Origin of the sequence: Nocardioides sp. GCM10028917, assembly GCF_042666175.1 — a bacterium.
Taxonomy (GTDB): Bacteria; Actinomycetota; Actinomycetes; order Propionibacteriales; family Nocardioidaceae; genus Nocardioides.
In genome coordinates, this window is sequence record NZ_JBHTFL010000014.1 from 58,577 (window position 1) to 75,660 (window position 17,084).

The following is a 17,084-nucleotide window of genomic DNA, read 5'->3' on the forward strand; positions in this document are numbered from 1 at the left end:
GGCCGCCGGGGCGGGACGTCACGACCACGGGTCAGGCGGCGGGGCCGGCAGGTCAGCCGACCGCGCCCTCCATCTGCAGCTCGATCAGGCGGTTGAGCTCGAGGGCGTACTCCATCGGCAGCTCCTTGGCGATCGGCTCGACGAAGCCGCGCACGATCATCGCCATCGCCTCGTCCTGCTCCATGCCGCGCGACATGAGGTAGAACAGCTGGTCGTCGGAGACCTTGGAGACGCTGGCCTCGTGGCCCATCGACACGTCGTCCTCGCGGATGTCGACGTAGGGATAGGTGTCGCTGCGGCTGATCTGGTCGACCAGCAGCGCGTCGCACAGCACGTTGGACTTCGAGCCGTGGGCGCCCTCGTTGACCTGGATCAGCCCGCGGTACGACGTACGACCGCCGCCGCGCGCCACCGACTTGCTCAGGATGGACGACGAGGTGTGCGGCGCCGCGTGCACCATCTTGGCGCCGGCGTCCTGGTGCTGGCCCTCGCCGGCGAACGCGATCGACAGCGTCTCGCCCTTGGCGTGCTCCCCCATGAGGTAGATGGCGGGGTACTTCATCGTCACCTTGGAGCCGATGTTGCCGTCGACCCACTCCATCGTGGCGCCGGCCTCGCAGGTCGCCCGCTTGGTGACGAGGTTGTAGACGTTGTTGGACCAGTTCTGGATGGTCGTGTAGCGGACGCGGGCGCCCTTCTTCACGATGATCTCGACGACCGCGGAGTGCAGCGAGTCCGAGGAGTAGATCGGGGCGGTGCAGCCCTCGACGTAGTGCACGTAGGAGTCCTCGTCCGCGATGATCAGCGTCCGCTCGAACTGGCCCATGTTCTCGGTGTTGATCCGGAAGTAGGCCTGCAGCGGGATGTCGACGTGGACACCCTTGGGGACGTAGATGAACGAGCCACCCGACCACACCGAGGTGTTGAGCGCGGAGAACTTGTTGTCACCGACCGGGATGACGGTGCCGAAGTACTCCCTGAAGAGGTCCTCGTGCTCCTTCAGCGCGGTGTCGGTGTCGACGAAGATGACGCCCTTCTCCTCGAGGTCCTCGCGGATCGAGTGGTAGACGACCTCCGACTCGTACTGCGCGGCGACGCCGGCGACGAGACGCTGCTTCTCCGCCTCCGGGATGCCGAGCTTGTCGTAGGTGTTCTTGATGTCCTCGGGGAGGTCCTCCCACGACGTCGCCTGCTTCTCGCTGGAGCGGACGAAGTACTTGATGTTGTCGAAGTCGATCGTCGACAGGTCCGAGCCCCAGGTGGGCATGGGCTTGCGGTGGAAGAGCTTGAGGCCCTTCAGGCGCAGGTCGAGCATCCACTGCGGCTCGGACTTCTTGCCGGAGATGTCGCGCACGACGTCCTCGTTGAGACCACGCGTCGCGGTGGCGCCGGCGGTGTCGGAGTCGGACCAGCCGAACTCGTACTTGCCGATGCCCTTGAGCTCCGGGTTGAGTTCTTCGATGGAGGTCATGCCTGCTCCTTTGTCGGGACCGTCTTCTGGTCCGTCTTGAGGGTCTGGGGGATGCACGTGGTGCACACGCCGTCGCCGTGGGCGATGGTCGCCAACCGCTGGACGTGGGTGCCGAGCACGGAGGCGATCGCCTCGGTCTCGGCCTCGCAGAGCTGCGGGAACTCGTGGGCGACGTGGGAGACCGGGCAGTGCTGCTGGCACAGCTGCTCCCCCACGACCGGGAGCTCGCGCACCGATGCGGCGTAGCCGTTCTGGGTGAAGACCCGTGCCAGAGCCTCGGCGGGCGTCAGGTCGGGGTCGACCGCCATGATGTCGGCGTAGTCGCGCCCGACGAAGGCGACCCGGCGCCGCGCGAACTCGACGACGGCCTCCTCGCCCTGCGTCTCGGCCAGGAACCGCATGGCCTGCACGGCCAGGTCGTCGTACTGCTGGTCGAAGCTGTCGCGACCGATCTCGGTGAGCGCGAAGACCTTCGCGGGTCGGCCACGTCCGCGGGTGCCGTAGACCTTCTGGTCGCGCGACTCCACGATCCCCTCGTCGGCGAGGTGGTCGAGGTGACGGCGTACGGCGGCGGGCGTGAGGTCGAGCCGGAGGGCCAGGTCGGCGGCGGTCGAGGGACCGTTCTCGAGGATCGTGCGCGCCACACGGTCGCGCGTGGGCGCATCGCCCTCACGCTGTGCCGTCGACGTCCTCACGAATTCCACAACGCCAGTGTGTCGTTAATGCTTCCCGTCGTTCAAGCAAGGGTCCCCTAAGTGACCCGGCCCACTGCGGAGTCGACCCCGGTCGCGTGCTCAGTCCGCGGTGCGGGCGCGGAAGGTGCGGATGGCCAGCGGCGCCACGACGACGGCGATGAGGATGATCCAGCCGATGGTGAACGGGATCGGGTGGTGCATCGGGAACGCCGCGCCCTCGGCGAGCGGCTGGTCGTTGCCCCAGAGCACGCGGACGGCCTGGGTCAGCGAGGAGATCGGGTTCCACTCGGCGATGAACCGCAGGGCGGTCGGCATCTGGTCGGTCGGCGCGAACGTGTTGGCCAGGAACGTGATGGGGAAGATCGTCGCGAACATGACGCCGTTGACCGCCTCGACCGAGCGCAACGCGGAGCCGACCCAGATGCCGACCCAGATCATCGCGAACCCCCAGCCGAGGAGCAGGAGGTAGCCGAAGGCCGCCTGGAACACGTCGGTGTGGATGCGCCAGCCGATGAGGAGGCCCGTCAACGACATGACGACGAGGCCGATCGAGGAGTGGGCCAGGCTCGAGATGCTGCGGCCGACCAGCACGGCCGCGGGGTTGATGGGCAGCGACCGCATCCGGTCGACGATGCCCTTCTCGAGGTCGGAGGTGAGCCCGACGGCGACGATGAACGAGGCGAAGGCGACGGTCTGCGCCATGATCCCGGGAAGGAGGAACGCGCGGTAGCCGGCCTCCGTGTCGACGGCGATAGACGAGCCGAAGACGAAGGCGAAGAGCAGCACGAACATCACCGGTTGGATCGTGACGTCGAGCAGCATCTCGGGCATCCGCCGGATGTGCAGGAAGTTGCGGCGGGCGATGGCCCAGGACTGGGACAGCAGCCCGGTGGGGCGGATCTCCGGTCGCTCGAGCGTGGTCATCGGGCCCTTCCTCCTGCGGTCTGGTCGAGCTGGTCTGCGTGGTCGCCCTGGGCTGCGTCGTCGGTCTCCTGCTCGGCGCGGTGCCCGGTGAGGTGGAGGAAGACGTCGTCGAGGCTCGGACGCTTGAGCCCGATGTCGTCGAGCACGATGCCGCTCTCGTCGAAGATCCCGGCCACGCGTGTCATGTGGCCCAGGCCCTCCGAGGGCGCCGTGAGCTGGCGCGCGCCCACGTCGACGTGCACCTCGCGGACGTGGGGGCGCAGCAGAGCCTCAGCGGTCTGGAGGTCGCCGGCGTGCGAGACGGTCACGACGAGCGCGGCCGCACCGGACTGGTCCTTCAGCTCCAGCGGCGTGCCCTCGGCAATGACCGTGCCGCGGTCGATCACGACGATGTTGTCGGAGAGCTGGTCGGCCTCCTCGAGGTACTGCGTCGTCAGCAGCAGGGTGGTCCCATCCGCGACGAGCTCGCGCAGCACCTCCCACAGCTCCACACGCGAGCGCGGGTCGAGGCCCGTGGTCGGCTCGTCGAGGAACAGCACGGGCGGCGTCGCGATCAGGCTGACCGCGAGGTCGAGCCGTCGCCGCATGCCGCCGGAGTAGGTCTTCGCGGTGCGGTCGCCGGCGTCGGCGAGCGAGAAGCGCTCGAGCAGCTGGTCGCTCGCGCGCCGGATGTAGGAGGGGTCGAGGCCGTAGAGGTTGCCGATGAGGCGGAGGTTCTCCCGACCTGTCAGGAGCTCGTCGACCGTCGCAGCCTGCCCGGTCAGCCCCATGCTGCGTCGGACGGCCGCCGGGTCGGCCTGGATGTCGTGGCCGGCGACGCGTCCCGTGCCCGCGGTCGGGCGGGTCAGGGTGGTCATCATCCGGACGGTGGTGGTCTTGCCCGCGCCGTTGGGCCCGAGCAGCCCGAGCACCGAGCCCTCGGGAACGGCGAAGGACACCCCGTCCACGGCCACAGTGTCACCGAAGTGCTTGACGAGGCCTTCCGCCTCGATCGCGGATCGCGTCATGGCGACCACGCTAGCCGCGGGGACCGACAGTCGCTCCTGATTAAGGCGCACCTAGAATCAGTGCGTGCCACCCGCCTCCCCCGCCGTCGAGATCGACGGTCTGGTGATGGCGTACGGCGACAAGGTGGCCGTCGACGCGTTGTCGCTCGAGGTGGCGCGGGGATCGATCACCGCCGTCCTCGGACCCAACGGCGCGGGAAAGACCACGACGCTCGAGACCTGCGAGGGCTACCGGGTGGCCCAGCGCGGGACGGTCCGCGTGCTCGGGCTCGACCCGCAGCGCGACCGCGCGGAGCTGCTCCCCCGGATCGGCGTCATGCTGCAGAGCGGCGGCGCCTGGAGCGGCGTACGCGCCGTGGAGATGCTGGAGCACATGGCCTCGCTCCACGCGCACCCGCTCGACACGAGCATGCTGGTCGACCGCCTGGGCCTGGGCGACTGCGGCCGGACCCCCTACCGCCGGCTGTCGGGGGGCCAGAAGCAGCGCCTCGGCCTGGCGATCGCGCTCGTCGGACGACCCGAGCTGGTGTTCGTCGACGAGCCGACCGCCGGCATGGACCCCCAGGCCCGGCGCACGACGTGGGCGATGCTCGAGGAGGTGCGCGCCGACGGCGTCACGGTCGTGCTGACCACCCACCACATGGACGAGGCCGAGCACCTGGCCGACCGCATCCACATCATCGACCGCGGCACCTTGATCGCCTCCGGGACCCCGGCCGAGCTGACCCGCGGCGGCCACTCCGCGACGATCCGGCTGGTCGTCAACCGGCCGTTCCCGGACGGCGCCCCCGAGTCGCTGCGCAGGGAGCTCGGACCGCTCACCGAGGTGCGCCAGCTCGACGAGGTGAGCATGCTCATCCACGGCCCCGCCGACGCCACCACGCTCGGCCGCGTCTCGCGGTGGTGCGAGGAGAACGCCGTGCTCCCCCAGACGCTCACCCTGGGCCAGCGAACCCTCGAGGACGTCTTCCTCGAGCTCACCGGCCGGGAGCTGGCCTCATGAGCACTCCTCCCGCCGGGACCGCTCCCGCCGACGCCCGCCCGACCGGCACCTTCACCCCGGCCCCCGGAGGCGCGGGCCTCGCCCGGATGGTGCTGGCGCAGGCACGCATGGAGGCGCGGCTGATGCTGCGCAACGGCGAGCAGCTGCTGCTCGCGATCGTGATCCCGGTGATCGCGCTGGTGGGAGGTGTCGCCGCTGCGGGTCGCCTCGGCGGCACCTTCGAGGGTCATGCGCCGGTCGACCTCCTCACCCCCGGCGTGCTGGCCCTCGCAGTGATGTCGACCGCGTTCACGTCCGTGGCCATCGCCACCGGCTTCGAGCGCCGCTACGGCGTGATCAAGCTGCTGGGCTCCTCCCCCCTCCCCCGCCACGGCCTGCTCCTGGGCAAGGTGCTGGCGCTGCTCAACGTCGTCGTCCTGCAGCTCGTGGTGCTCGTGGTCGTCGCGCTGGTCCTGGGCTGGGAGCCCTCCCTGGCCAGCCCGCCGCACACCGTGGTCGGGCTGGTGCTCACGGTCGGCCTGGGCACCGCGGCCTTCGCGTCCCTCGGGCTGCTCGTCGCCGGCGCGCTGCGCGCCGAGGCGACCCTCGCGCTGGCCAACCTCGTCTACCTGCTCCTCATGGTCGGTGGTGGCGTGCTGCTGCCGACCAGCACCTACGGCGACGCCGGAGGGCTGATCCAGTGGCTCCCGTCCGGCGCCCTCGGCGAGGCCATGCGCTCCACGCTCATGTACGCCGACATCGACGGCCGCTCGCTGCTCGTGCTCGCCGCCTGGGCGCTGCTCGGCACGTTGCTCACGGCCCGGACCTTCAGGTGGGAATGATGGGACGCACCCTGCTCGACCGCACCCTGCTCGATCGCTTCGGGCGGTTCCTCTGGCCGCTCGCCGTGGCGAACCTCCTCGCCAACATCGGCATCGTCGTCACCGGCGCGGCCGTCCGGCTCACCGGCTCGGGACTCGGGTGCCCGACGTGGCCTCGATGCACCGACGCGTCGTACGTCGCGCACGGTGAGCTGGGGTTGCACGGCGCCATCGAGTTCGGCAACCGGCTGCTGACCTTCGCCCTCGCCGCGGTCGCCGTCCTGTGCTTCCTCGCCGCCCTCGGCGCGCGGCACCGCCGCGCGACGCGGCTGGCGCTGGTGATCGGCCTGGGCATCCCGCTGCAGGCGGTGCTCGGCGGCATCACGGTGCTGACCGACCTCAATCCCTGGGTCGTCGCCGGTCACTTCCTGCTGTCGATGGCGATCATCATGGTCTGCGTCGCGTTGATCGACGAGCTGCGCAGCCCCACCCGCGGGATGGCACCGCCGCGGCCGCGCGCCCTCGCCTGGGCGACGTTCGCGTCCGGCTGGGTGGTGCTCTACCTGGGCACGGTCGTGACCGGGGCCGGTCCGCACGCCGGCGACACCGAGTCGCCCCGCAACGGCCTCGACCCGGCGACGGTGTCGCAGCTCCACGCGACCTCGGTGTACGTCCTCGTCGCGCTGACCGTCGCCCTGCTGGTCGCGGCGCTGCGCGGCGGGCACCCGTGGCTCGCACGCGTGACCGGGCTGGTGCTGCTCATCGAGCTGCTCCAGGGCGTCCTCGGCTGGGTGCAGTACTGGCTGGACCTGCCCGTCGGCCTCGTCGCCCTCCACATGCTCGGCGCGGGGCTCCTCGCGGCCGGCCTGGCCCGCATCGCCCTCGCCGTGCTGCCCCACCGCGGCGCCGACGAGGCGCGGGCGGACGGCGTGCCCCAGACGCACGCCGCCACCCGCATCGGTCCCTGACGGGACCGGGCGGCTAGGACCGCCCGATCTTGCGCGCGAAGACGACCGTGCGCCGGGAGTAGTCGTCCGCCTTGCAGCCGACGAGCACGATCCGAGCCGGCCCTGCGACGGAGTAGAGAGACCCCATCCGCCGCGAGGCCGGCCAGTACTCCCGCCGGGTGACCTCGAACCGGCAGCCAGCCACCTCGATGACGTCGCCGCGGCGCAGCGCGCCCCACCGGTCGGCGACGCCGTTGCCGGCGCGCCAGGCGTGCCCGGCGTAGACGGTGCTGCCGGTGGGGTCGCAGGGCGGGTCGCCCTTCGACCAGGTGTAGACCGCGCCGCGGAGCCGGTCGCCGACGGCGAGGGTGTCGTTGCGCGCCGGGACCCTGACGATGGCCGCGTCCGTCCCGGTGCGAGCGATGGTGAGCCGGTCAGGGGCGGCGTGAGCCGCACCCTGACCGACCACCGCGGTCACGCAGAGGACCATCGACGCGACGATCCCGACAGCGCGGGAGCCGGTCATCGCGCCCCGGTGCTGGGTGCGACCTCCGGGGCGCTGGCGCACGGACGGGTGCGGAACGTCATCTTCCACACCTGCTTGCCCTGCAGCTGGTAGGACGCGTCCGCTGCGTGGGCGCGGACGGTGACGCGCTTGGCTCCGGCCTTCAGCCACACGCCCTGGCGCAGGACCTTGCCCTTCGAGGTGTAGACCACGCCCGACCGCTTGATGACCTTGTAGACGTCACCGCGCGTGCCGCACTTGTCGATCATCCGGGCGCGGGCCGACACGACGCGTGCCTCGGCGGGGAGCACCTCGGGCGGGGTGACGACGGGCGGGGTGACCACCGGCGGCGTGACCACCGGCGGCGTGACCACCGGCGGCGTCACGACCGGCGGGGTCGGGCACGGCTCGTTGCTGTCGGCCGGCGCGGGGAAGGTGAGGACGGTCTGCCCGTTGGGGAACTGGTGGCCCGCGTTGGCCGTGACCGTGACGCTGCCGTCAGGGTGGGTGACCGAGGTCCACGGTCCGGACGGGACCTGGCCGTAGTGGGCGTTGCCCGGCCCGCAGTCGTCGATCACCGGGATCGTCGGCGGCTGGACGGTGGTGGGGTTGCAGCCGTCGAGGAACTTCGCGACCGCGATGCTCCCGGAGCTGGTGTTGGTGGCGCCGTTGGTCCACTTCGCCCACAGGGTCAGCGTCAGCGGCGAGGTCGGCTTGGTGGTGATGGTCTCGTTGAAGCTGCGCGTCTCGTTGGCGCTCAGCTGCGTGCCGACCGGGACGGCCGCGCGGTTGGACGCGGTGATCGACTCGGTGCGCGCCTCGCTGTTCTCGACGTGCCACGTGACCGCCCAGCCGCCGCCGGTCTTGCAGACGACGGTGCCGGTGATCGTGTTGTGGTGCGCACTGGCCGCGCCGGCCACGCCGACGACGGCGAAGCCCACGGCCAGGACGAGTGTCACGACCTGCGACACCCCACGGTGGATCGGACGGCGACGAACCCCCAGTCCGGCCCCGCCCCCAGCGGTCCGGTGTCGTCGCTCAGGTGTTGAAGACATGCAGAACTACCCCCTGCTCCCGCGGGGGCATGGCCCACTGCCTCCCCCCTGCGGAGCATTCAACGGGGGACGGCGCCGGCGGACACAGAACGTTGTCTCAAGAAGATCTCAAAGCTTCCCGCATTCGCCAGACGAGACCTTCACGATGCGCTACCGGCCGAGCAGGGGATCCAGTGCTACGGCGACGAAGAGCAGCGAGAGGTAGAGGTTGGAGGCGTGGAAGAGCCGCATCGGGTTGATGTCGGTCAGGGCCTCGGAGCCCTTCGCGCGCTTCCACATCCGGTGCGCCTCGACCAGGAAGACGGCACCCAGGACGGCGGCGGCGACCGGGTAGACCAGGCTCGTCCCGGCGACCGGCCACAGCAGCAGCGACGTGGCGACCATCACCCAGCTGTAGATCACGACCTGCCGTCCCACCTCGGTCGCCGGCTTGACCACGGGGAGCATCGGCACGTCGACGTTGCGGTAGTCCTCGCGGTAGCGCAGCGCGAGCGCCCACGTGTGCGGCGGCGTCCAGAAGAACACGACGAGGAAGAGCACGACGGGCGTCCAGGCCAGCTCGCCGGTCACCGCCGTCCAGCCGATGAGGGCGGGGAAGCAGCCGGCCAGGCCGCCCCACACGATGTTCTGCGTGGTCCGGCGCTTGAGCAGCATCGTGTAGACGAAGACGTAGAACGCGTTGGCCAGCACCGACAGCGCGGCCGAGAGCCAGTTCACCCACAGCGCCAGGACCACCGTGGACAGCACGGCCAGCACCGTCGCGAAGACGAGGGCCGAGACCGGCGAGACGATGTGGCGGGGCAGCGCCCGCCGCCGCGTACGCCGCATCTGCTCGTCGATGTCGCGGTCGTAGATGCAGTTGTAGGCCGAGGCCGAGCCCGCCGACAGGGCACCACCGACGACGGTCGCGGCGACCAGCCCCAGCGGGGGGATGCCGCGCTCGGCGAAGAACATCACCGGCACCGTCGTCAGGAGGAGCAGCTCGATCACGCGCGGCTTGGTCAGCCCGACGTAGGCGGCGACCACGTCGCGCCAGGACTTCGGCGCCTCGCTCGCGGCGCCCGGGTCACCGGTCGATGGCCGGGCGGACGCGGCTGCGTTCGGGCCGGCATGGGACACGGTGGAGGACCTCGCGGGGACGGGGGCGGATGGGACGCGGACAGCGGGGAACCGGAGGGATGAACGGCCAGCTGTTCCGGCGTCCGGGACGACCCTCGGGCACGGTCGAGTCTACTCGGCCACGACGATAGGGTCGCAGTCGAGGCCACCCCTGCTGGGCTGTGATCCTGACTGCACCCGGTTGCACTCCATCGAGAGGAACTGCGTTGACCAAGAAGTCCGCCCTGCCCGCCACCCTCGAGTGGGACGACATCGACCGCCGAGCCGTCGACACGGCCCGGGTCCTGGCGATGGACGCGGTCCAGAAGGTCGGCAACGGCCACCCCGGCACGGCCATGAGCCTCGCGCCGGCGGCGTACCTGCTGTTCCAGAAGGTGATGCGGCACAACCCCGCCGACCCGCACTGGACCGGTCGCGACCGCTTCGTGCTGTCCTGCGGCCACAGCTCCATCACTCTCTACACCCAGCTCTTCCTCGGCGGGTGGGGCCTCGAGATCGAGGACCTGCGGTCGCTGCGCACCTGGGGCAGCAAGACGCCCGGGCACCCCGAGCACGGGCACACGGCCGGCGTGGAGACCACCACCGGCCCGCTCGGCCAGGGTGTCGCCAACGCCGTCGGCATGGCCATGGCGGCCCGCCGCGAACGGGGGCTGCTCGACCCCGACACGGCCGAGGACGACTCGCCGTTCACCCACCACGTCTACGCCCTCTGCTCCGACGGTGACCTTCAGGAAGGCGTCAGCGCCGAGGCGTCCTCCATCGCCGGCACCCAGCAGCTCGGCAACCTCACCCTGATCTACGACGCCAACCAGATCTCGATCGAGGGCGACACCGATGTCGCGTTCACCGAGGACGTCGGCGCCCGCTACGAGGCCTACGGCTGGCACGTCCAGCACGTCGACTGGACCAACGACGGCACGGAGTACGTCGAGGACGTCCCCGAGCTCTACGCCGCCGTTCGCGCCGCCGACGAGGTCACCGACCGGCCCAGCCTCATCGTCCTGCACACGGTCATCGCCTGGCCCGCGCCCAACGCGCAGGGCACCGGCAAGTCCCACGGCTCCGCCCTCGGCGAGGAGGAGGTGGCTGCCACCAAGGAGATCCTGGGCTTCGACCCCGAGCAGCACTTCGAGGTGCCGACCGACGTGATCGAGCGCACCCGCTCCCTCGTCGCGCGCGGCAAGGAGCAGCAGGCCGCGTGGCAGGAGCGCTTCGACGCATGGAAGGGCGCGGCGTCCGAGGACGCCGTCCAGACCTTCGAGCGCATGCAGATCCGCGCGCTGCCCGTCGGGCTCGCCGACGCGCTCCCGACCTTCGACGCCGACCCCAAGGGCGTGGCGACGCGGAAGGCGTCGGGCGCGGTGATCAACGCCGTGGCCGGCGTGATGCCCGAGCTGTGGGGCGGCTCGGCCGACCTCGCCGAGTCCAACAACACCACCATCGAGGACGCCTCGTCCTTCATCCCCGAGAGCCGCTCGACCGACCAGTGGACCGGTGACCCGCTCGCCGGACGGGTGCTGCACTTCGGCATCCGCGAGCACGGCATGGGCGGCATCCTCAACGGCATCGCGCTCCACGGCGGCACACGCGTCTTCGGCGGCACGTTCCTCACGTTCAGCGACTACATGCGCGGGTCGGTCCGGCTGGCGGCGCTGATGGGCATCCCGGTCACCTACGTCTGGACCCACGACTCCATCGGCCTGGGCGAGGACGGCCCGACGCACCAGCCGGTCGAGCACCTCGCCGCGCTGCGCGCCATCCCCGGCCTCGACGTCGTACGCCCTGCGGACGCCAACGAGACGGCCGCTGCGTGGCACGCCGTCCTCGAGCGCACCGACCACCCGGCCGGCATCGCGCTGACCCGCCAGAACGTCCCGGTCTTCCCGCGCGGCGAGGACGGCTTCAGCGACACCTCCAACGTGCACCGCGGCGGCTACGTCCTGCTCGACGTGGAGGAGGGCGACCCCGACGTGATCCTCATGGGCACCGGTTCCGAGGTGCAGGTGGCGGTCGCCGCCCGGGAGCTCCTCGCCGCCGACGGCATCCGCGCCCGCGTCGTGTCCTTCCCCTGCCTCGAGTGGTTCGAGGAGCAAGAGGAGGCCTACCGCGAGACCGTCCTGCCGCCCACCGTCAAGGCGCGCGTCTCGGTCGAGGCGGGCGTCAAGCAGGGGTGGCGCGAGTACGTCGGCGACCACGGCCGGATCGTGTCCATCGACCACTACGGCGCCTCGGCCGACTTCGCGCGCATCTACGAGGAGTTCGACATCACCGGCGAGGCGGTGGCCAACGCCGCCCGCGACAGCCTGCGCACCCTGACCGACTGACGTACGACCCCTCACAGGAGGCACCACATGAACGACCGTCTCAAGGCCCTGGCCGACGCCGGGGTGTCCATCTGGCTCGACGACCTCTCCCGCGAGCGGCTGGAGACCGGCAACCTGGCCGACCTGGTGAAGAACAGCCACGTCGTCGGTGTCACGTCCAACCCGGCGATCTTCCAGACCGCGCTGGCTGACGGTGAGCGCTACGACCCGCAGGTGCGCGAGCTCGCCGCCGCGGGCGCCGACGTCGACAAGGCCACACAGGTCATCACCACCGACGACGTACGCGACGCCTGCGTCGTCATGCGGCCGGTCTTCGACGCCACCGACGGTGTGGACGGCCGGGTCTCGATCGAGGTGTCCCCGGGCTTCGCGCACGACACGGGCGAGACCGTCAAGGAGGCGGCAGAGCTCTGGCGGATCGTCGACCAGCCCAACCTCCTCATCAAGATCCCCGGCACCAAGGAGGGCTGGCCGGCCATCACGGAGACCATCGCCGCGGGCATCTCGGTGAACGTGACATTGATCTTCGGCCTCGAGCAGTACCACAACGTCATGGAGGCCTACGTCTCCGGCCTCGAGCAGGCGGCCGACAACGGCCACGACCTCGCCGACATCCACTCGGTGGCGTCCTTCTTCGTCTCCCGTGTCGACTCCGAGATCGACAAGCGGCTCGAGGCCATGTCCGAGGGGCCTGGCACCGACCCCGCCCTCCGTGGCAAGGCCGGAGTCGCCAACGCGCGGCTCGCCTTCCAGATGTACGAGGAGTTCTTCAGCGGCGAGCGCTGGGCGGCGCTCGAGGCCAAGGGCGCGCGCAAGCAGCGCCCGCTGTGGGCCTCGACCGGGGTGAAGAACCCGGACTACGACGACACGATGTACGTCGTCGACCTGGTCGTCGAGGACACCGTCAACACGATGCCCGAGAAGACCCTCGAGGCCGTCGCCGACCACGGCGAGGTCCGCGGCGACCGCATCCGTCCGTTCTACGACGACGCCGCCGCCCACATGAAGGCGCTCTCGGACGCCGGCATCGACTACGACGACGTGATCGAGGTGCTCATCAAGGAGGGCGTCGAGAAGTTCGTCGTCGCCTGGGACGAGCTGCAGACGACGCTTGCGAAGTCCCTCGAGGCCGCTCGCTGATGGGTGCGGTCGACCCCACGAGCACTGGGGCGTGGACGCGGCTCGCCGAGCTCGCGGCGTCGTACGAGCCCGACCTCCGAGCCACGCTCACGCCGGAGTGGGTCGACCGCCAGACCTTCGCCGCCGCCGACCTCCACGTCGACCTGTCGAAGAACCTGCTCGACGGTGACGTGGAGGCGGCGCTGCTCGCCCTCGCCGACGAGGTCGACGTGGCGGGACGGCGCGACGCCATGCTGGCGGGCGAGCACATCAACGTCACCGAGGACCGCGCGGTGCTGCACACGGCGCTGCGGCTGCCGACCGACGCTTCGCTGAGCGTCGACGGCCAGGACGTGGTGGCCGACGTGCACGAGGTGCTCGACCGGGTGTACGCCTTCGCCGACCGTGTGCGGTCGGGCGAGTGGACCGGCGTCACCGGCAGGCGGATCGAGACGGTCGTCAACATCGGCATCGGCGGGTCCGACCTCGGCCCGGTGATGGCCTACGAGGCGCTCGAGCCCTACCGCCAGGACGGGCTGTCGTGCCGCTTCATCAGCAACATCGACCCCACCGATGCCGGGCAGGCTCTGTCCGACCTCGACCCGGAGACGACGCTGTTCATCGTCTCCAGCAAGACCTTCGGCACGCTCGAGACGCTCACCAACGCCCGCCTGTGCCGGGCCTGGCTCCTCGAGAAGCTGCCGTCCGGCACCGACGAGGCGGGCGCGGTCGCGCAGCACTTCGTCGCCGTGTCCACGGCGCTCGACAAGGTGGCCGACTTCGGGATCGACCCCGACAACGCGTTCGGCTTCTGGGACTGGGTCGGCGGGCGATACTCGATGGACTCCGCGATCGGGCTGTCGCTCGTCGTGGCCGTGGGGCCGGAGCGCTTCGCCGAGCTGCTCGCCGGCTTCCACGCGATGGACGAGCACTTCCGCACCGCGCCGCCGGAGTCCAACGTGCCGCTCCGGATGGGCCTGCTCAACGTCTGGTACACCAACTTCCTCGGTGCCCACACCCATGTTGTGCTTCCCTACGCGCAGCTGCTGCACCGCTTCCCCGCCTACCTCCAGCAGCTGACGATGGAGTCCAACGGCAAGGGTGTGCGGTGGGACGGCTCGGCCGTCGACTACGACACGGGCGAGATCTTCTGGGGCGAGCCTGGCACCAACGGCCAGCACGCCTTCTACCAGCTCATCCACCAGGGCACCCGGCTCGTGCCGGCCGACTTCATCGCCTTCGCGCGCCCGTCGTACGAGCTCGTCGACCGCACCGACGACGGCGAGACCGACGTGCACGAGCTGCTGCTGGCCAACTTCCTCGCCCAGACCAAGGCGCTCGCCCTCGGCAGGACCGCCGACGAGGTCCGCGAGGAGGGCGTCGGCGAAGAGCTGGTCTCGGCGCGCACCTTCCCGGGCAACCGCCCCACGACGTCGATCATGGCGCCGGCGCTCACGCCATCCGTGCTGGGCCAGCTGATCGCGCTCTACGAGCACATCACCTTCGTCCAGGGCGCCGTGTGGGGCATCGACAGCTTCGACCAGTGGGGCGTCGAGCTCGGCAAGCAGCTGGCCCAGGAGCTGCGGCCGGCGATCTCCGGAGACGCGTCCGTGGCTGCCGAGCAGGACCCCTCCACGCAGTCGCTGATCCGCTACTACCAGGAGACCCGACGTCCATGACCCACGCGAACCCCCTGCGCGACCCGGAGGACCGTCGGCTGCCGCGCATCGCCGGTCCGTGCGGCATGGTGCTCTTCGGCGTCACCGGTGACCTGTCGCGCAAGAAGGTCATGCCCGCGATCTACGACCTGGCCAACCGCGGCCTGCTGCCTCCGGGCTTCAGCCTCGTGGGCTTCGCGCGGCGCGACTGGGCGGACCAGGACTTCGCGCAGATCGTCCACGACGCGGTCAAGGAGCACGCCCGTACGCCGTTCCGCGAGGAGGTGTGGAAGCAGCTGTCCGAGGGCTTCCGCTTCGTCTCGGGCGACTTCGACGACGACGACGCGTTCGACCACCTGCGCCGCACCGTCGAGGAGCTCGACCAGCTGCGTGGCACCGGCGGCAACATGGCCTTCTACCTCGCGATCCCGCCGGCGTTCTTCGGCGCCGTCGTGGGCCAGCTCAAGGAGCACGGCCTCGCCGACCCGGCGCCCGAGCAGTGGCGCCGTGTGGTGGTGGAGAAGCCGTTCGGCCACGACCTCGAGTCGGCGCGCGAGCTCAACCAGATCCTCGACGGCGTCTTCCCGTCCGGCTCGGTCTTCCGGATCGACCACTACCTGGGCAAGGAGACCGTCCAGAACATCCTGGCGATGCGGTTCGCCAACAACATGTTCGAGCCCATCTGGAACGCCAACTACGTCGACCACGTGCAGATCACGATGGCCGAGGACATCGGCATCGGAGGCCGCGCGGGCTACTACGACGGCATCGGCGCGGCACGCGACGTCATCCAGAACCACCTGCTCCAGCTGATGGCGCTGGTCGCCATGGAGGAGCCCACGTCGTTCGACGCCGAGAGCCTGCGCTTCGAGAAGCAGAAGGTGCTCGCGTCCGTGGTGCTGCCGTCGCGGCTCGACATCACCACAGCACGCGGGCAGTACGCGTCGGGATGGCAGGGCGGGGAGAAGGTGATCGGCTTCCTCGAGGAGGAGGGCATCCGCCGCACGTCCAAGACCGAGACGTACGCCGCCATCACGCTCAACGTCGACACCCGGCGGTGGGCCGGCGTGCCCTTCTACCTCCGCACCGGCAAGCGCTTGGGGCGCCGGGTCACCGAGGTGGCCGTCGTCTTCAAGCGGGCCCCGCACCTGCCGTTCAGCGCGACGGCGACCGAGGAGCTCACGCAGAACGCCCTCGTGATCCGCGTGCAGCCCGACGAGGGCATGACGATGCGGTTCGGCTCGAAGGTGCCCGGCACCGCGATGGAGATCCGCGACGTCAACATGGACTTCGCCTACGGTGGCTCGTTCACCGAGGCGAGCGCCGAGGCCTACGAGCGGCTGATCCTCGACGTGCTCCTCGGCGACCCGCCCCTCTTCCCCCGTCACGAGGAGGTCGAGCTCTCCTGGAAGATCCTCGACCCGATCCTCGAGCACTGGGCTCGCAAGGGGAAGCCGGAGGCGTACGCATCCGGCACGTGGGGCCCGGAGTCCGCTGACAAGATGCTCGCCCGCGACGGACGAACCTGGAGGAGGCCATGACGATGTTCGAGCTCGAGAACACCACGTCGTCCGCGATCGCCGCCGAGTTCGTGCGGGCCCGCACGCGTGCCGGATCACCGGCGATGGGCATGGTGATGACGCTGATCATCGTGGTGCCGGACGAGGACGCCGAGGCGGCCATGCAGGCTGCCCAGCGCGCCTCGCGGGAGCACCCGGCCCGCGTGCTGGGCATCATCCTCGGTGACGGCCGCGGGAAGCCGCAGGTCGACGCGACCGTGGGCACCGGCGGAGGGTGGGGCGGCGAGACCGCCCTCATCCGGCTGCGCGGCGAAGTGGTGCGCTACGCCGAGTCCGTCGTGCTGCCGCTGCTGCTACCGGACTCGCCGGTGGCCATCTGGTGGCCCACCGAGCCGCCCGAGGACCCCGCCGACGACCCGCTGGGCGCGCTGGCGCGGCGGCGCATCACCGACTCCGCGGCGGCCACGCGGGGCAAGTCCTCGGTCATGCTCCGCCAGTGCCGGGCCTACGCTCCCGGCAACACCGACCTGAGCTGGACCCGCCTCACGCCGTGGCGCGCGCTGCTCGCCGCGGCCCTGGACCAGCACCCCGTCAAGGTGGCGCGCGCCTCGGTCTCGGCGGAGCGGATCAGTCCCAGCGCGGACCTGCTCGTGGCGTGGCTCAACGACCGCCTGCGCGTCCCGGTGGAGCGGCACACCTCTGAAGGACCGGGGATCACCAAGGTGGTGATGGACACCAAGCAGGGACCCATCGCCATCACGCGGGAGGACGGTCGACTCGCGATGTTCTCCTCCCCCGGCCGGCCCGACCGGCCGGTCGCCCTGAAGCGGCGGGAGGTCCCTGCGCTCCTCAGCGAGGAGCTGCGCCGCCTCGACGAGGACGACATCTACGCCGCGACGGCGCGACGGCTCGTCGCCCTGGAGAAGGATGCCTGACC

General features: G+C 70.7%; 15 protein-coding genes. 8 read left to right on the top strand and 7 right to left on the bottom strand.

The window, feature by feature from the left end; translation table 11 throughout:
- Nucleotides 1-52: 52 nt before the first annotated feature.
- From sufB to ACFQW6_RS22600, 4 genes are all read right to left on the bottom strand, one after another.
- On the bottom strand, nucleotides 53-1,471 hold the full coding sequence (gene sufB / locus ACFQW6_RS22585) for a Fe-S cluster assembly protein SufB (protein WP_378550900.1): 1,419 nt from the start codon (nucleotides 1,469-1,471) through the stop codon (nucleotides 53-55).
- Entirely contained in the window at nucleotides 1,468-2,175 is a 708-nt protein-coding gene (locus tag ACFQW6_RS22590) for a helix-turn-helix transcriptional regulator (RefSeq protein ID WP_378550902.1), read from the bottom strand. Before ACFQW6_RS22590 ends, sufB begins: the two co-directional genes overlap by 4 nt.
- Nucleotides 2,176-2,265: 90 nt before the next feature.
- Complete coding sequence (locus tag ACFQW6_RS22595) at nucleotides 2,266-3,090, bottom strand: ABC transporter permease (RefSeq protein WP_378550904.1); 825 nt, start codon at nucleotides 3,088-3,090, stop codon at nucleotides 2,266-2,268.
- Nucleotides 3,087-4,097, bottom strand: coding sequence for an ATP-binding cassette domain-containing protein (locus tag ACFQW6_RS22600; RefSeq protein ID WP_378550906.1), 1,011 nt, complete (start codon nucleotides 4,095-4,097; stop codon nucleotides 3,087-3,089). The genes ACFQW6_RS22595 and ACFQW6_RS22600 overlap by 4 nt, the downstream gene beginning before the upstream one ends.
- A gap of 64 nt (nucleotides 4,098-4,161) precedes the next feature.
- On the opposite strand from ACFQW6_RS22600, the gene ACFQW6_RS22605 reads away from it, so the two are divergent.
- Genes ACFQW6_RS22605 through ACFQW6_RS22615 form a run of 3 tightly spaced genes read left to right on the top strand, consistent with a single transcriptional unit; the run spans nucleotide 4,162 to nucleotide 6,868 of the window.
- The gene (locus ACFQW6_RS22605; protein ID WP_378550908.1) at nucleotides 4,162-5,100 is read left to right on the top strand and encodes an ABC transporter ATP-binding protein; all 939 of its coding nucleotides are present in this window, start codon (nucleotides 4,162-4,164) and stop codon (nucleotides 5,098-5,100) included.
- Nucleotides 5,097-5,921, top strand: coding sequence for an ABC transporter permease (locus tag ACFQW6_RS22610; protein WP_378550910.1), 825 nt, complete (start codon nucleotides 5,097-5,099; stop codon nucleotides 5,919-5,921). The genes ACFQW6_RS22605 and ACFQW6_RS22610 overlap by 4 nt, the downstream gene beginning before the upstream one ends.
- Complete coding sequence (locus ACFQW6_RS22615) at nucleotides 5,921-6,868, top strand: heme A synthase (protein ID WP_378550912.1); 948 nt, start codon at nucleotides 5,921-5,923, stop codon at nucleotides 6,866-6,868. Before ACFQW6_RS22610 ends, ACFQW6_RS22615 begins: the two co-directional genes overlap by 1 nt.
- 13 nt (nucleotides 6,869-6,881) lie before the next feature.
- On the opposite strand, the gene ACFQW6_RS22620 is transcribed toward ACFQW6_RS22615, so the two are convergent.
- From ACFQW6_RS22620 to ACFQW6_RS22630, 3 genes are all read right to left on the bottom strand, one after another.
- On the bottom strand, nucleotides 6,882-7,373 hold the full coding sequence (locus tag ACFQW6_RS22620; protein WP_378550914.1) for a class F sortase: 492 nt from the start codon (nucleotides 7,371-7,373) through the stop codon (nucleotides 6,882-6,884).
- On the bottom strand, nucleotides 7,370-8,311 hold the full coding sequence (locus tag ACFQW6_RS22625) for a hypothetical protein (protein ID WP_378550916.1): 942 nt from the start codon (nucleotides 8,309-8,311) through the stop codon (nucleotides 7,370-7,372). Before ACFQW6_RS22625 ends, ACFQW6_RS22620 begins: the two co-directional genes overlap by 4 nt.
- A gap of 246 nt (nucleotides 8,312-8,557) precedes the next feature.
- Complete coding sequence (locus tag ACFQW6_RS22630; RefSeq protein WP_378550918.1) at nucleotides 8,558-9,526, bottom strand: heme o synthase; 969 nt, start codon at nucleotides 9,524-9,526, stop codon at nucleotides 8,558-8,560.
- Nucleotides 9,527-9,750: 224 nt separating this feature from the next.
- Between ACFQW6_RS22630 and tkt the strand changes: the two genes are divergently transcribed.
- Genes tkt through ACFQW6_RS22655 form a run of 5 tightly spaced genes read left to right on the top strand, consistent with a single transcriptional unit; the run spans nucleotide 9,751 to nucleotide 17,082 of the window.
- Nucleotides 9,751-11,850 carry a transketolase gene (gene tkt, locus ACFQW6_RS22635; protein WP_378550976.1) on the top strand — a complete coding sequence of 700 codons (2,100 nt, stop codon included), beginning with the start codon at nucleotides 9,751-9,753 and terminating at the stop codon, nucleotides 11,848-11,850.
- A gap of 27 nt (nucleotides 11,851-11,877) precedes the next feature.
- A complete protein-coding gene (gene tal, locus ACFQW6_RS22640; RefSeq protein ID WP_378550919.1) occupies nucleotides 11,878-12,990 on the top strand; it encodes a transaldolase in 1,113 nt (370 codons plus the stop codon).
- Nucleotides 12,987-14,648, top strand: coding sequence for a glucose-6-phosphate isomerase (pgi, locus tag ACFQW6_RS22645; RefSeq protein ID WP_378550978.1), 1,662 nt, complete (start codon nucleotides 12,987-12,989; stop codon nucleotides 14,646-14,648). Before tal ends, pgi begins: the two co-directional genes overlap by 4 nt.
- The gene (gene zwf, locus ACFQW6_RS22650; RefSeq protein ID WP_378550921.1) at nucleotides 14,645-16,168 is read left to right on the top strand and encodes a glucose-6-phosphate dehydrogenase; all 1,524 of its coding nucleotides are present in this window, start codon (nucleotides 14,645-14,647) and stop codon (nucleotides 16,166-16,168) included. Before pgi ends, zwf begins: the two co-directional genes overlap by 4 nt.
- Nucleotides 16,165-17,082: a glucose-6-phosphate dehydrogenase assembly protein OpcA gene (locus ACFQW6_RS22655; protein ID WP_378550923.1), complete on the top strand. Its 918-nt coding sequence runs from the start codon at nucleotides 16,165-16,167 to the stop codon at nucleotides 17,080-17,082. Before zwf ends, ACFQW6_RS22655 begins: the two co-directional genes overlap by 4 nt.
- Nucleotides 17,083-17,084 lie beyond the last annotated feature (2 nt).